The 13,752-nt window shown below is 71.4% G+C and carries 12 protein-coding genes; 2 read left to right on the plus strand and 10 right to left on the minus strand.

The features are described from left to right. The first annotated feature begins 56 nt into the window (after positions 1 to 56). Entirely contained in the window at positions 57 to 1,943 is a 1,887-nt protein-coding gene (locus tag MTBUT4_RS06125; protein WP_173978781.1) for a PAS domain-containing protein, read from the plus strand. Here MTBUT4_RS06125 and cobD read toward each other — a convergent pair. From cobD to MTBUT4_RS06170, 9 genes are all read right to left on the minus strand, one after another. Continuing rightward, positions 1,924 to 2,904: a threonine-phosphate decarboxylase CobD gene (gene cobD, locus MTBUT4_RS06130; protein WP_173978782.1), complete on the minus strand. Its 981-nt coding sequence runs from the start codon at positions 2,902 to 2,904 to the stop codon at positions 1,924 to 1,926. The genes MTBUT4_RS06125 and cobD overlap by 20 nt on opposite strands. Then, the gene (locus MTBUT4_RS06135; RefSeq protein ID WP_173978783.1) at positions 2,895 to 4,007 is read right to left on the minus strand and encodes a CaiB/BaiF CoA-transferase family protein; all 1,113 of its coding nucleotides are present in this window, start codon (positions 4,005 to 4,007) and stop codon (positions 2,895 to 2,897) included. The genes cobD and MTBUT4_RS06135 overlap by 10 nt, the downstream gene beginning before the upstream one ends. A 61-nt stretch (positions 4,008 to 4,068) precedes the next feature. Continuing rightward, positions 4,069 to 4,860, minus strand: coding sequence for an enoyl-CoA hydratase-related protein (locus MTBUT4_RS06140; protein ID WP_173978784.1), 792 nt, complete (start codon positions 4,858 to 4,860; stop codon positions 4,069 to 4,071). Positions 4,861 to 4,934: 74 nt separating this feature from the next. Then, the gene (locus MTBUT4_RS06145; protein WP_173978785.1) at positions 4,935 to 5,609 is read right to left on the minus strand and encodes a response regulator transcription factor; all 675 of its coding nucleotides are present in this window, start codon (positions 5,607 to 5,609) and stop codon (positions 4,935 to 4,937) included. Positions 5,610 to 5,870: 261 nt separating this feature from the next. Beyond that, on the minus strand, positions 5,871 to 6,644 hold the full coding sequence (locus tag MTBUT4_RS06150) for an endonuclease/exonuclease/phosphatase family protein (RefSeq protein WP_217424116.1): 774 nt from the start codon (positions 6,642 to 6,644) through the stop codon (positions 5,871 to 5,873). Positions 6,645 to 6,653: 9 nt separating this feature from the next. Further along, on the minus strand, positions 6,654 to 8,792 hold the full coding sequence (locus MTBUT4_RS06155; protein WP_173978786.1) for a VTT domain-containing protein: 2,139 nt from the start codon (positions 8,790 to 8,792) through the stop codon (positions 6,654 to 6,656). A gap of 61 nt (positions 8,793 to 8,853) precedes the next feature. Further along, the gene (locus MTBUT4_RS06160; protein ID WP_173978787.1) at positions 8,854 to 9,546 is read right to left on the minus strand and encodes a peptidoglycan-binding protein; all 693 of its coding nucleotides are present in this window, start codon (positions 9,544 to 9,546) and stop codon (positions 8,854 to 8,856) included. Positions 9,547 to 9,626: 80 nt separating this feature from the next. Further along, on the minus strand, positions 9,627 to 10,403 hold the full coding sequence (locus MTBUT4_RS06165) for a DUF2189 domain-containing protein (RefSeq protein ID WP_254434763.1): 777 nt from the start codon (positions 10,401 to 10,403) through the stop codon (positions 9,627 to 9,629). Positions 10,404 to 10,689: 286 nt separating this feature from the next. Further along, positions 10,690 to 10,962: a hypothetical protein gene (locus MTBUT4_RS06170; RefSeq protein WP_173978789.1), complete on the minus strand. Its 273-nt coding sequence runs from the start codon at positions 10,960 to 10,962 to the stop codon at positions 10,690 to 10,692. Between the two features lie 176 nt (positions 10,963 to 11,138). Between MTBUT4_RS06170 and MTBUT4_RS06175 the strand changes: the two genes are divergently transcribed. Next, on the plus strand, positions 11,139 to 13,346 hold the full coding sequence (locus MTBUT4_RS06175) for a M10 family metallopeptidase (RefSeq protein ID WP_173978790.1): 2,208 nt from the start codon (positions 11,139 to 11,141) through the stop codon (positions 13,344 to 13,346). A gap of 61 nt (positions 13,347 to 13,407) precedes the next feature. On the opposite strand, the gene MTBUT4_RS06180 is transcribed toward MTBUT4_RS06175, so the two are convergent. Then, complete coding sequence (locus MTBUT4_RS06180; protein WP_173978791.1) at positions 13,408 to 13,743, minus strand: flagellar biosynthesis regulator FlaF; 336 nt, start codon at positions 13,741 to 13,743, stop codon at positions 13,408 to 13,410. Positions 13,744 to 13,752: the final 9 nt, after the last annotated feature.

A 13,752-nucleotide genomic window follows, 5' to 3' on the forward strand; every position in this document is an offset into this window, starting at 1 on the left:
GCTGAGCAGTGGACTATGATCCCCGTCAGGCGATGTCCAATGCAGCCAGAGATGCCATGCCGCCCCACCTCTCCGAGCTCCTCCGCCGCGCCCTCGACGCCGCACCCGTCGGCATCGTCGTGACCGATCCGCACCGCGCCGATCATCCCGTCCTCTATGCCAACCGGGCCATGGCCGACATCACCGGCTACCCGGTGGCGGAACTGGAAGGCCGCAATCTCCGCCTGCTGCAGGGGCCGGGCACCAACCGCGACGTCGCCGCCGCCCTGCGCACCGCCATCGCCGAGGGCCGCGCCGCCAGCGCCGAGCTGCTGAACTACCGCAAATCGGGCGAAAGCTTCTGGATGCTGGTCGACATCCGCCCGGTCCGGGACGAACACGGCGCCGTCATCGCCTTCGTCGGAACGCTCACCGACGTCACCGCGCGACGCCGGGCCGAGGATTTGCTGCGCGAGAGCGAGCAGCGCCTGCGCGCCTTCACCTCGGCGATTCCGCTGCCGACGCTGACGGTCGGCATGGACGAGCGCATCATCGACGCCAATCCGGCGGCGCATCAGGCCCTGGCGGCGGAGCCCGGAACCCTGGCCGGCAGCAGCATCGACGAATTCTCGTCCGCGGTGCCGCGCAGCGACGATCCGCTGTGCCGCGCGCTGGAGCTGCACGGCTTTGCCGAGCGGATCGAGATGCGGGCGCGGCGGCGCGACGGCCAGCCGTTGTGGATCCTGGCCTCGGCCGCGCCCTTCGCCATCCACGGCGAGACCCGCTTCGTGGTGGTGTTCCAGGACGTCACCCGGATCAAGGAGAAGGAACGCCAGCTGGTGGAAGCCAACGAGGACGCCGAGCGCGACATCCGCGCCCGCTCGCGCTTCCTCGCCGCCGCCAGCCACGACCTGCGCCAGCCGTTGCAGGCCATGGCCCTGTTCGCCGCCGCCCTCGACCACCACGTCGCCGATGCGCAGGGCAGGTCGGTCCTGCAGTCGCTCGAGGCCTCGCTGCGGGACATGGAATCCATGTTCAACTCCCTGCTCGACCTGTCCAAGCAGGATGCCGGCGTATTGCGCGCGGAGGTCCGGGTGTTCATGCTGAACGACGTCTTCGAACGCCTGGAGACCTCGTTCGCGCCCCAGGCCGCCGCCGCCGGCCTGACCCTGCGGGTGGTGCCCACCAGCCTGGCGGTCCGCAGCGACCCCGGCGTGCTGGCGCGCATCCTGTCGAACCTGCTCACCAACGCCATCCGCTACACCCGCGAGGGCACCGTGCTGCTGGGGGTGTTCCGCCGCGGCGCCCAAGCCCGGGTGGCGGTGGTGGACACCGGCCCCGGCATCCCCGACCACCGCCGCCTCGAGATCTTCCGTGAATTCCGCCAGCTCGGTTCCCCGGCGGCCGGGCCGGGCGGCGGCTCCGGTCTGGGGCTGGCCATCGTGCAGCGCCTGGCCCGGCTGCTGAACCACCGCATCGACGTGCAATCGGTGGTGGGGCGAGGCTCGTGCTTCTGCATCGACATTCCACTGGCCGAGGACGCCCTGCCGGCGGCGCAGGACGGCGACGGCGAGGAGGAAAGCGCCCCCGTGCTGGCCGGGCGGACGGTGGTGGTGGTCGATGACGATCCCGACATCCAGCTCGGCCTGCGGCTGATCCTGGACGACTGGGGCTGCCGCGCGGTGATCGCCGCCAGTGCCGGCGAGGCGCTGGCGGCCCTCGACGGCGCCGGCGCCCGGCCCGACGTGATCCTCGCCGACCTGCGCCTGGGCGAGTACGGCGGCGGCATCGGCGCCGTCGATGCCATCCGCCGCCACACCGGGGTCGAGGCCCCCGCCCTGCTGTTCACCGGCGACACCGAGGCCCCCGACAGCGGCGCCGGCATCCGGGTGCTGCGCAAGCCGCTGGACCCGCGACGGCTGAAGGCGGAACTGGCCGACCTGCTCAGGGCGGCGGCGGAGTGAGGGCGCCAGCCAGCCGCTCCAGCCCGCCCTCATCCCCCGGCAGGCCGAAGCGCAGCAGGGTCGGGCGGGCGGGAAAGGCGCGGACCAGGATGCCGGCACGGCCCAGGCAATCGTAGAGGGCGGCGGCATGGTCGTGGGCGGCCAGCCGGAACAGGCCGGTGCCGCCCACCACGCGCAGCCCCGCCGCCGCCAGCACGCCGTCCAGGGCCGCCGCCCGGGCCTCCAGGCGCGGCCGCATGGAATCGGCCCAGGACTGGTCCGACAGGGCTTTGGTCCCCACCGCCAGCGCCGGCCCGGACACCGGCCACGGCCCCAGCTGCGCCGCCACGGCGGCGATCACCGCCGGATCGGCGATCAGGAAACCGAGGCGCAGGCCGGCCAGGCCGTAGAACTTGCCGAACGAGCGCAGCACCGCCAGACGGGGGCCGACCCGGCCGGCCACCGACAGCTCCGGCGCCACCTCGCCGAACGCCTCGTCCACCAGGGTGAAGCCGGCCCGCGCCGTCAGCATGGCCGGCGCCACCCTGCGGCCGTCGGGATTGTTGGGATTGACCACCAGCGCCACGTCGGCGCCCTCGGCCTGCTCCAGGCCCGTCACCTCGCGCACCGCATGGCCGGCGGCGGTCCAGGCCGGGGCGTGCTCGCCGTAGGTCGGCCCCACCACCGCCACCGTGCCGGCGGGCAGGCAGCGGGGCAGCGCCCGGATCAGGGCGCCGGTGCCGGGCGCCGCCAGCACCTGGCCCGGGTCGCAGCCGTAATGGCGGGCCGCCGCGTCGCGCAGCCCCGCCTCGGCGGCGGCGCCGGGCAGCCGGGTCCAGGCCTCGGGCGAAAGGGCGGGCAGCGGATAGGGCCACGGATTGATGCCGGTCGAGAGGTCGAGCCAGCCGGCGTGCGGCCGTCCCCAGCGCGCCTCGGCGGCGGCGAGGTCGCCGCCATGGACGGGCAGCGGGTCTAGCGCCATCCGGCCAGCACCTCCTCGGGCGAGCAGCGCTTGAACGGGCGCCGGTGCAGGGCGCGGGCGCCGTCCAGCAGCACCGGCAGCAGCACCTCGACCACGTCGTCCCTGTCGATGCCGGCCTGCACCAGCCCGCGCGCCTTCCATTGCGGATGGTGGGCGACCTCGGCCGGTTCCAGCACCGGCTCGAAACAGCAATCCACGGGGGCCAGCAGCGCCGTCCAGGACTCGCGGTCGCGGCCGGCGAACAGCGCCTCCAGCTCGGCGATCAGCGCCGCCTGCGGCATTGGATCGGACTGGCGGCCGATCCAGTCGGGCCGCTCCACCGCCGCGCAGAAGCGCCGCCAGAACTTGTCCTCCAGCGCCGCCAGGGCGACGAAGCGGCCGTCCCGGGTGCGATAGACGCGGTAGCAGGCGGCGCCGCCGTTGATGATGGCGTCCTCGCGCCCGCCGTCCCCGAACCGTCGGGCCTGGGTCAGCACCCCGCCCATCCAGGCCAGCGCCGCCTCGGACAGGCTGACATCGACCTGGCCGCCCTTGCCGGTGGTGCCGCGCCGCACCAGCGCCGCCAGCACCGCCACCACCACCATGGCGGCGCCGGCATGGTCGGCCAGCGGCGGAAAGGTCATCACCGGGCGCTCGCCGGTGCCGCTGGCCCACAGCCCGCCGGTCAGCGCCACATAGGTGAGGTCGTGCCCGGCCACCGCCGCATGGGGGCCGTCCTGGCCGTAGCCGGACAGCGAGCAATGGATCAGGCGGGGATTGAGCTTGCCCACCGTTTCGGGGCCGAAACCCAGGCGGGCCAGCACGCCGGGGCGGTAGGCCTCGACCAGCACGTCGGCGGCGGCCAGCATCTTGGTGAACACCCGCCGGCCGTCCTCGTCCTTGAGGTCGATGGTCACCACCGCCTTGTTGCGGTTGGCCAGCTTGTAGAACACCGAGGTGCCGTCGCCGTCCAGCGGCCCCATGGTCGCCATGGGATCGCCCGCCGGCGGCTCGACCTTGACCACCTCGGCGCCCAGGTCGGACAGCCACTGGGTGGCGAAGGGGCCGGGAATGTACTGCGACAGGTCCAGAACCCGGATGCCGGCGAGACATTCGGCAAGCATGTGGAGACCTCCGATACGGAACCGTCGTCGCTCCCGCCGACGCGGGGACGACGCTCTGAAATCACCACTGCCACGCCGGCTTGCGCTTCTCGACGAAGGCGTCCAGGCCCTCGCGGCCCTCGGCGCCGGCGCGCTGGTCGGCCAGGCGCTGGGCGGTCAGGCGCATCAGATCGGGGCCCGCCTCGGCGTCGGCCAGCACCCGCAGCAGCTCCTTGGTCGCCGCCTGCGCCCCCGGCGCGCCCTTCAGGCAGGCCTCGACCACCCGGTCGCGGGCTTCGGCCAGGCGGTCAGCGGCGATCACCGCATGCACCAGGCCGAGGCGGGCGGCCTCGCGGGCATCGAAACGCTCGCCGGTCAGGCAGTAGCGCCGGGCCGCGCGCAGGCCGATGGCGTCCACCAGCTGGCGGCCCATCAATCCGGGTTCGAGGCCCAGGCGCACCTCGGGCAGCGAGAAGAACGAATCCTCGGACGCCAGCACCACGTCGCAGGCGGCGGCCAGCCCGGCGCCGCCGCCCAGCACGGCGCCGTGGACGATACCGATCACCGGCTTGGGGCAGCGATCGACGGCATCGGCCATCACCGCCAGCTGCATGGCGTCGCGCAGATTGTCCTCGTGCGGCAGCTGGGCGGCCCGGCGCATCCAGGTGACGTCGGCGCCGGCGCAGAAATCCTTGCCCTCGCCCTCCAGCACCACCACCCGCACCACCTCGGCCACGCCCAGCTTCTGGAAGGCCTGGGCGAGGGTGCCGATGAGGGTTTCGTCGAGCGCGTTGCGCACCTCGGGCCGGGCCAGGGTCACGGTGGCGACCGGCCCCGCCACCTTCACCTTCAGACACGTTCCGGCGTCGCTCATGTTCCCCCCCTCGGCAGTTCCGCCGCCAGGATGCGCCGATCCGGGCGGCTTGTCACCGGGGGAGCGGAGTGCCGCTACATGTTGACCGGGGACTGCCGGGTGAAGCTGCGGTTGGCGGCGATGGCCGCCTGGGTGCGGTTGTTGACCCCCAGCTTCTTCATGATCGACTTGACGTGGACCTTGACGGTCCCCTCGAGCATCCCCAGCGAGCGCGCGATCTCCTTGTTGGAATAGCCCAGGGTCAGCAGCTTGAGCACCTGGGTCTCGCGCGGGGTCAGCGACTTGAAGTCGGGATTGAAGTCCCCGGCCTCGTCCAGCGGCGATCCCTCGTAGCCTTCGGCCGCCTCCTCGTTGGCGACCGCCTGGGCCGGCACGTAGAGTTCACCCGAAAGCACCAACGGCAGCACATGCTTCAAAATCTCGCCGTTGGACGATTTCAGCACATACCCCCGGGCGCCGCATTCGATGGCGGACCGGATGGTGGAGCGCTGGCGGGACCCCGAAACGATCACCACCGGAACCGGCGGCAGCGTGTCGATGAACTTCTTGAGATCCGAGATGCCGTTCAGCCCCGGCATCATCAGGTCGAGAAGAATGAGGTCCAGCCCCTTGGCCTCTTGGGCGATGCGCCGGGTTTCCTCGGCACTGCTCGCCTGCAGGATGGTCACGTCCTTGCCGTACAGGCCCTCAAGCGCGAGCGAGATGCCATAGCGGAACAAGGCGTGGTCGTCGGCAATAAGCACTATCATTTCCACTGCCTCTCAAAAGGCTTCGGCGACCGCTCCATGTATAAAGAGAACGAGGCCGTCCTATAACCTTTCTTTTGGGATTTACCACTCAGTCGGTACAGTGTTGGAGGTACGACCTTCAGATATGTTTTTTAACCCCTGTGTACTGAAGATGAGCCATGTCATCAGTTTTCGTGCCACGCCGGGTATTTAATTATCGCCGGGCCGGTTTCAATCGCGCCGAATTCCGTGAAACGGCCGGTTTGCCTGGGCGCCCGGCCATCACACGTTGGTGATAGGAATGCTGTCGCGCCAGCCGCCCGGCAGCTCATGGGCATCCCAGGCCACATCCGCCCTCAAGGGCAGGTGGTCCGAGGTGATGCGCGACAGCGGCGTGGCGTAGACCGCCAGACGCTTCAGCCCGTCCTCGGGCCATACCCAGATGCGGTCCAACGGCAGGAACGGCAGCCGCGACGGGAAGGTGCGGGGTCTCAGCGAGGTGCCGAAACGGCGGTCGAGATGGCGCAGCGGCCCGCGCGTCGGCTTCCATTCGTTGAAGTCGCCCATGACGATGGTGGGCCGGTCCGCCCCGCCCGGCTCGAGGGCCAGCATCAGGCGGCCGACCTGATGGCGGCGTTCCCGCGGATTGAGGCCGAGATGGGTGACCACCACCCGCATCGGCCGCCCCTCGATCTCGATCTCGGCGATGATGGCTCCGCGCGGCTCGAAGTGCCGGATGGTGAGGTCGACCCGCTGCACCGAGGCCACCGGCCAGCGGGTCAGCAGCGCGTTGCCGAACTTGCCCCGGCGGCCCTTGATGTTGGGGCCGTCGACGGCATGCATGCCCAGCGTCGCCGCCAGGTAGTCGAGCTGGGCGCGGCCGTCCACCAGCAGCCGCATGTCCACCTCCTGCAGCCCGACGATGTCGGCGTCCAGCGCTTCCAGCACCTCCACCGTGCGCTCGGGCGCATAGCGCCCATCGGTGCCGAAGCAGCGATGGATGTTGTAGCTGGCCAGGGACAAGGCCAGTCCGGGGCGGGCGGCATGATCGAGCACAGCGTCTCCTCAGGGTCCGGCGGCCGGCCCCACGCGGCCCAGGCGCCGCATCAGCCCCAGTTGCAGCCCGATCACCAGCAGGGTGGCCAGGGCCAGCACCGCGATGTTGGGCACCGAGGGGTTGCGTAGCACCGCCAGCAGGCGTTCGCCCAGCACGCTCATGGCTAGAATGGCCGGCGCCATGCCCAGCACCGTGCCGGCGACGAAATCGCTGAAGCGCACCCCGGCCGCGCCGGCCACCAGGTTGACCACCGGGAACGGCGCCATGGGCACCAGCCGCAGCAGCAGCACGGCGAGCAGACCCTGGCGGACCAGCCGGCGGCTGACCCGGTTGACCTTCCAGCCGGCGGTGCGGCGGACCCAGGCGCGCCCGGCGGCGCGGCCGAGGGCGTAGGACAAAGCGGCCGAGGCCAGCGTGCCCGCCGCCGCCGCCGCCATGCCCGCCCCCGCCCCCAGCACCGCTCCGGTCAGCAGCACCAGCGGGGCGAGCGGCAGACGCGCCAGCCCGGCGGCGACGAACAGGGCGATGGCGGCGGGCAGCGTCCACGGCCGGCCCGGCAAGGCGGGCAGCAGGGCCAGCCAGGGGGCGGCGGCCCACCACCAGTCCGGCGGCGCCCAGCGCCACATCGTGGCGGCCACCGCCATGGCGCCCAGGCCCAGCATCAGCCCCCCCAGGCGCAGGCGCAGCGGCCGCCGCGCCGGAGCCGGCAGGGCGCTGTCGAGCCAGTCCAGGGTTTCCACCGGTTCCTCGGGATCGGGAAAGGCGCTGTCGGCCATCAGCCGCACCACCGGGCCGGTCTCGACGCCGGGGACCGGGGCCAGCCGGCGCTCGCCCGTGCCCAGCGCCTCGACCGCCGCGAACAGGCCGCCGGCCGCCGCCTCGATTTCGGCCACCCGGGCCGGCGACACCCCCAGATGCTCGGCCATCAGATCGCGGCGGAAGGCGCGGATGCCGGCGGCGACGGCCGCGTCGCCGGCCGCCTCGACCATCAGGTCGCACTCGCTGTCCAGGCCCATGGAGCGGTTGTTGAGGTTGGACGAGCCGATGCGCAGCACCTGGTCGTCCACCACCATCACCTTGGAATGAACCTTGACGTCCGTTCCCGCCACCGCCGGATAGACCAGCCTCAGCCGTCCGAAGCGGTCGGCCTCGGCGAGGCGGGCGGCGAGGCGGGCGCGGGCCACCCCCATGGTCGAGCGTTCCAGCAGGCTGACCGATTCGGCCGGCAGCACCAGCAGGATCTCGGGGCAGTCGGGCCGCGCCAGCCGTTCCGCCAGCGCCTCGCCCACCTGCCGCGAGGCGAGGTACTGGTTCTCGGCATAGATGAAGCGCCGGGCGGCGGCGATCATGTCGCAGTACAGCCGCTCGACCTCGCGCACCGCCGGCGCCCCGTCCCAGGGCGGCAGGGTGCGGGCCAGCGCCACCTCCACCGGCCCCAGCAGGGGCGCCAGCCAGGGCGGCCACAGGGCGTCGCAATCGCCGGCCGCCACCGGGGTCAGGAATTCGCCGGTGGCGGCGTGCCAGCGCGTCCGCGCCAGCGCGCCCAGCGCCGCCGCCGCCGGACCGCTCACCACCGCCATCACGTCGTGGAACGGCGGATAGGCGGGAAAGCCGGGATCGTTGCGGCGCGGATCGGCGGGCAGATGGGCGCGGCTGTCCCAGCGCTGGCTGGTGATGTCGAGGCCGCCGGCGAAGGCCAGCGCCTCGTCCACCACCACCACCTTCTGGTGATGGCAGGCGCCCAGGGGATGGCTGTCGTCGAGGCGGAAATGCAGGCGCGGATGGGTCAGCCAGTCCATCTTGACCAGCCCGGCGAATTCGCGGTTGACCGCGTAGATCAGCGCCGAATCCCAGATCAGCAGCCGCACCGTGAGGCCGGGCCGGGCCCGCACCAGGCGGTCGAGCAGCGGCCCGATCCGCCGGGCGCCGGCATCGCGGCCCAGCCGGGTGCGGCTGTCGAACTCCCAGCCCAGCACCAGCACCGAGCGCCGCGCCCGCCTGAGGGCGTGCTCGAGGGCGCGGAAGTACTCGGCGCCGTCCACCACGGCGGCGAACCGGTTCGCCCGCGCCATCCGCCAGCAATTGACGCCGGGGCGCGCCAGCCGGGGCCGCGCGACCTCCGCCGGGCAAAGGTCGGGGACGTTCATCTCCCGCACATGGTCCGCCCCGCCGGCCGTTTCCGTTCCCCGCCGGAGGTAGCCCCGAAATTCAGCGCCCGGCCTGCTGGACGTCCACGCCCAGCAGCGACACCGTGGCGCGGTCGGCGGTGGCGGTGACGGCAAGGCCGGTGTCGCGCTGGAAGGCGGCCAGGGCGGAGCGGGTCATGGGGCCGATGCGGCCGTCCTCGGGGCCGGCGCCGTAGCCCAGCAGGTTGAGCTCGTGCTGCAGCGCGCGCACCGTGGCGGCGGAATCGGGGTCGGCGAGCAGGTAGCCCTCCTCGGTGGCGCCGGGGGCGGACAGGCGGGCGGGGGCTCGACCCCGCGGGATCACCACGCTCATCCGCGGCTCGACCGCCGCCACTTGGGCCGGCGCCGGCGCGGGTGCGGGTGCGGGTGCGGGAGCGGGAGCGGCCAGGGCCAGCGCCTGACGCCGTTCGGTGGCGGTCAGGATCTCGGCCAGGTTGTCGCGGGCGATGGCGGCCTCCTGGTGCCCGGACCGCGCCGCCAGATCGAACCAGGCCCAGGCGCGCGGCCAGTCCCGGGGCACGCCGTCGCCCAGGGAATGCAGCCGGCCCATCATGTACTGGGATTCGCGGTCGCCGGCCTGGGCGGCGGCGGAGAACTGCCGGGCGGCGGCGGCGAAGTCGCCGTGCCCCCACGCCCGCACCCCGGCCGCATAATCGGCCAGGGCGGGCAGCGCCGTCACGGACAGGACGGCGGCGAAGGCAAGGCGGCGAAGCATGGCGGCGTCCCGGAGCGGTGTCCGTCCCGCCATGTCGGGTCCCGACCCCGGCGCGTCATCCCTGCCGGAAGGGGGAAACCTTATTCGACCAGGTCACGGTAGGCGTGCCAGCTGGCATGGCCGATCAGCGGCAGCGTCACCATCAGGCCGACGAAGAACAGCGCCAGGCCGGCCAGGGTGAGCGAGGCGATCAGCCCCGCCCACAGCATCAGCGGCCGCCAGTTGCGCTGGACCGCTGCGACGCTGGTCAGCATGGCGGTCATGGCATCGGTGTCGGGGCGGTCGATCAGCATCGGCACCGCCACCGCGGTCATGGCGAACACGCAGGCGGCCAGCACCGCCCCCGTCGCCATTCCCACCGCCAGGAAGGGCAGGCTGACGTCGGACAGGAACAGCGCCCCGACCAGATGGTCCAGCGAGGGCGGCGCGGCGCCGTAGAACAGCATGAACACCAGCATCGCCATGCGCACCCAGGCGATGAAGGCGATCAGCAGGAAGGCGCCGACCAGGGCGATCTGGGCGCCGTTGCGGCCAAAGGCGGCGAGCAGACCGGCGATTCCGGGCGTCTCCCCGGCGGCGAGGCGACGGCTGGATTCGTACATCCCCACCGCCGCCACCGGCCCGACCAGGGCGAAGCCGAAGCCCAGCGGCAGGATCAGGTATTCCATGTCGTAATGGCCGAGCCAGAACAGCAGCGCGAAGCCGATGGCGGCGAACACGCCGCCATACAGGAAGCTGATGCCCGGCACCGCCGCCATGTCGGCCCAGCCGGCGGCCAGCCATTGCCAGGGATGGTCCAGGGTGACGCGGCGGATGGCCGCGGGGCGGTGGGCTTCACCGGCACCGGTGGTGGTCATGAGCGGCATCCCCTTCCTCCGTCGATGGGATGGGTACTGTGCCTTCAGTTGGTAAGGGGCGTCGCGGACGTAAAGGGGGTAGTCCCGAGGTCCGTCACGGCCGCGCCCGACCTGCGGGTGGGGACATTCACACACTTTGTTCCAACGTCCCAACCATAGCCGTCATGGCCGGACTTGATCCGGCCATCCACGTGGTGCCGCAAGACCGGCGATCGAGGTGCGAAGAGGCGTGGATGCCCGGGTCAAGCCCGGGCATGACGGTATAGAAGGCCGAACCCGGCCGCCCCTAATGCCCGCAGCCGCAGCCGCCGTGGCCGCAGCCGCCGGTGTCCGCGTCGGGTTCGTCGCCGGGGCGGAAGATGGCGCCGGGATAGATGTGGGCCGACTTGCCGTCGCAGGCCACCGCCACGTAATTGGCGCCTTCGGCATCGGTCAGCAGTTCCATTTCCAGGCGGCCCTGCTCGATGGCGGTCACCACCTCGGTCTCGCTGGTCTCCAGGGCCTTGGCGACGGCGCCGATGAGGGCGGTGATCTCGTCGTACATCTCGCGGTCATCCATCGGGCGCCCTCGCTTTCGGCGGTTGGAGCCCCGGAGATACGCCCTCGCGGGGGAAAAAGGCAAGCGCCCAACTATGCCCCATTCTCGCCTCATCCTTGCCCCGTTGGCCTTAAACGCCGCTTAGGCCCGGTTGGGTAGCGTCCTCCCACATCCGGACACAACCTCTCGGAGGACGAATGACCATCCTCTCCAATCCGCTGTCGTCGGGCTCGTGGAGCACCGAAACCACTCCCGTCGAACATTATTACGGCTGCGCCTGCATCGAGTGCGCCGCCGCCTTCCAGTCCTTGCGCACCCGCGTGGTGATCGAGGACCCCGCCCAGGCCCAGCCCGACCACGTCGAGGCCGCCGCCCTGCCCTATTACACCAGCGCCCTGCTGTACCCGTCGGACTGGCGCTGGAACGCCGATTCGTCGCACGGCACGGCGATCACCGTCAGCTACAGCTTCATGTCCTCCAACCCCGGCACCTACGGCGGCTTCCGCGCCTTCTCGGAGGCCGAGAAGGCGGCCGCCCGCGATTCGCTGGCGGAATGGGCCTCGGTCTGCAACGTCACCTTCAAGGAGGTCGCCTCGGGCGGCCAGATCGCCTTCGGCAACGCAAATGTCGGCGGCGCCTCGGGGATGACCCTGTGGCAGGGCACCAGCGGGCGCGATTCGGGCATGAAGACCACCCATGCCGACATCTACATGAGCAGCACCCAGTCCCTGAGCTACGGCGACGGCACCTTCGGCACCCGCGCCCTGCTGCACGAGATCGGCCACGCCCTGGGCCTCAAGCACACCTTCGACACGTCGGGAACCACGTTGTCGGGCGTCGAGAATACCGCCCAGTACAGCGTCATGAGCTACGACAACCCGCCCTCGACCCCCAATTCCCAGCCCTACACGCCGCAGCTCTACGACATCGCCGCGGTGCAGTACCTGTACGGCGCCAACACGGCCGCCAATGCCGGCGACACCCTCTATCAGTGGTCGTCGTCGAAGGCCGAGGTGATGACCATCTGGGACGGCGGCGGCAGCGACACCATGGACGCCTCGAACCAGTCGGCGTCCTGCACCCTCGACCTGCGCGAGGGCAAGTTCTCCAGCCTGGGGGTCTATAACGGCCAGGCCGCCAAGAACAATGTGGCGGTGGCCTTCGGCACGGTCATCGAGAAGGCGGTGGGCGGCAGCGGCGGCGACACCATCACCGGCAACGACGCCGCCAACGTCATCTTCGGCGGCGCCGGCGCCGACCGGCTGACCGGCGGCGGCGGAAGCGACGCCTTCTGCTACCGCGCCGTGGCGGAGGGCGGCGACACCATCCTCGACTTCCTGTCGGGCAGCGACCGCCTGGAGTTCTCGGCCTCGGGCTTCGGCCTCGCCGCCGGCACCCTGGCGGCATCCGACTTCGCCACCGTCTCGGGCAGCTACGGCGGCACCGCCGATGCCCGCTTCGTGTTCGATTCCACCGGCGCGCTGTGGTTCGATGCCAACGGTTCCGCCACCGGCGGCGCCACCCGCATGGCGACCCTGTCGGGCGGCAGCGTCTCCGCCTCGGACATCAAGTTGGTGGGCGACTTCACCACGCCCGACCCGACCCCCACCCCGACACCGGACCCGACGCCGACACCGACGCCGACGCCCACCCCGACGCCGAGTGTCGTCACCGGCACCACCGGCAACGACACCCTGTCGGGGGCCGGCGGCGACGTCACCATGAAGGGCGGGCTGGGCAACGACACCTACATCGTCGATTCCCTGGGCGACACGGTGGTGGAATATTCCAGCCAGGGGGTGGACACGGTGCAGAGCGCGCTGTCCTACCGCCTCGGCGCCTACGAGGAGAACCTGACGCTGACCGGCAGCGGCAACACCTTCGGCGTGGGGTCGTCCTGGCACAACCAGATGACCGGCAACAACGCCGCCAACGCCCTGTCGGGCATGGCCGGCAACGACACGCTGAAGGGGATGGGCGGCAACGACATCCTGGTCGGCGGCTCGGGCCGGGACCAGTTGACCGGCGGTGCGGGCGCCGACACCTTCAAGTATCTGTCCACCGGCGACCTCGCCTGGCATGCCGGCAACGGCACCAAGGGCGGAATCGCCAACGACACCATCACCGACTTCGCCGCCCGTTCGGACACGCTGTGGTTCGACGACGCGGTGTTCCAGATGGCGGCGGGGACGGGCCGGAACGGGACCAACGTCTCCGAGATCGCCAGCGCCTACAACGGCAGCAACGCCGGCGGCTCCGACTTCCTGGCCGGCAAGGCCAGCCTGGTGATCGACGGCACCGGCACCGTCTACTACGACCCCAACGGCAAGGCGGCCGGCTATTACGTGGTCGCCACCCTGCAGGCGGGCGCCAACGTCCACGCTTCCGACATCGTCATCGCCTGACGCGCGACGGGGCACGGGAGATGGTCTCCCGTGCCCCGCCATCGCCGGCGAAGGGATGCGGTCAGGCCTTGGCGCCTTCCAGCATGCCCTCGGAAATCTGCAGGTTGATGTTGACCAGGCTGCGGATGCCGTCGTCGGAAAGCTTCTCGACCCCTTCGAAGGTCTTGGCGGCGACGAATTCCGACAGCTTCTTCAAATTGTCCTTGGTCTCGGCGGTCAGCGAGCAGTCGCCCGCCATCACCAGCGAGCGGATGGCCACCCAGACCTCCAGGTTGTCGTTGAGGGCGGCGACCAGGACACCCAGATCCTTGGCCTCGCGCGCGTTGTCCAGCGCGATGGCGCAACGGGAAAGCTGGAAGGCCTGTTCCTCGACCAGCGACAGAGACGTATCGTCCATTCCCGGATC

The organism is Magnetospirillum sp. UT-4, from assembly GCF_902729435.1.
Classification (GTDB): Bacteria; Pseudomonadota; Alphaproteobacteria; order Rhodospirillales; family Magnetospirillaceae; genus Magnetospirillum.

Excerpts from the sequence above, each read along its gene's own strand:
- MTBUT4_RS06160 (WP_173978787.1), bottom strand. The coding sequence starts at position 9,546 with ATGCTTCGCCGCCTTGCCTTCGCCGCCGTCCTGTCCGTGACGGCGCTG.
- MTBUT4_RS06155 (WP_173978786.1), bottom strand. The coding sequence starts at position 8,792 with ATGAACGTCCCCGACCTTTGCCCGGCGGAGGTCGCGCGGCCCCGGCTG.
- MTBUT4_RS06125 (WP_173978781.1), top strand. The coding sequence starts at position 57 with ATGCCGCCCCACCTCTCCGAGCTCCTCCGCCGCGCCCTCGACGCCGCA.
- MTBUT4_RS06135 (WP_173978783.1), bottom strand. The coding sequence starts at position 4,007 with ATGCTTGCCGAATGTCTCGCCGGCATCCGGGTTCTGGACCTGTCGCAG.
- MTBUT4_RS06180 (WP_173978791.1), bottom strand. The coding sequence starts at position 13,743 with ATGGACGATACGTCTCTGTCGCTGGTCGAGGAACAGGCCTTCCAGCTT.
- MTBUT4_RS06175 (WP_173978790.1), top strand. The coding sequence starts at position 11,139 with ATGACCATCCTCTCCAATCCGCTGTCGTCGGGCTCGTGGAGCACCGAA.
- MTBUT4_RS06170 (WP_173978789.1), bottom strand. The coding sequence starts at position 10,962 with ATGGATGACCGCGAGATGTACGACGAGATCACCGCCCTCATCGGCGCC.
- MTBUT4_RS06140 (WP_173978784.1), bottom strand. The coding sequence starts at position 4,860 with ATGAGCGACGCCGGAACGTGTCTGAAGGTGAAGGTGGCGGGGCCGGTC.
- MTBUT4_RS06145 (WP_173978785.1), bottom strand. The coding sequence starts at position 5,609 with ATGATAGTGCTTATTGCCGACGACCACGCCTTGTTCCGCTATGGCATC.
- MTBUT4_RS06165 (WP_254434763.1), bottom strand. The coding sequence starts at position 10,403 with ATGACCACCACCGGTGCCGGTGAAGCCCACCGCCCCGCGGCCATCCGC.
- cobD (WP_173978782.1), bottom strand. The coding sequence starts at position 2,904 with ATGGCGCTAGACCCGCTGCCCGTCCATGGCGGCGACCTCGCCGCCGCC.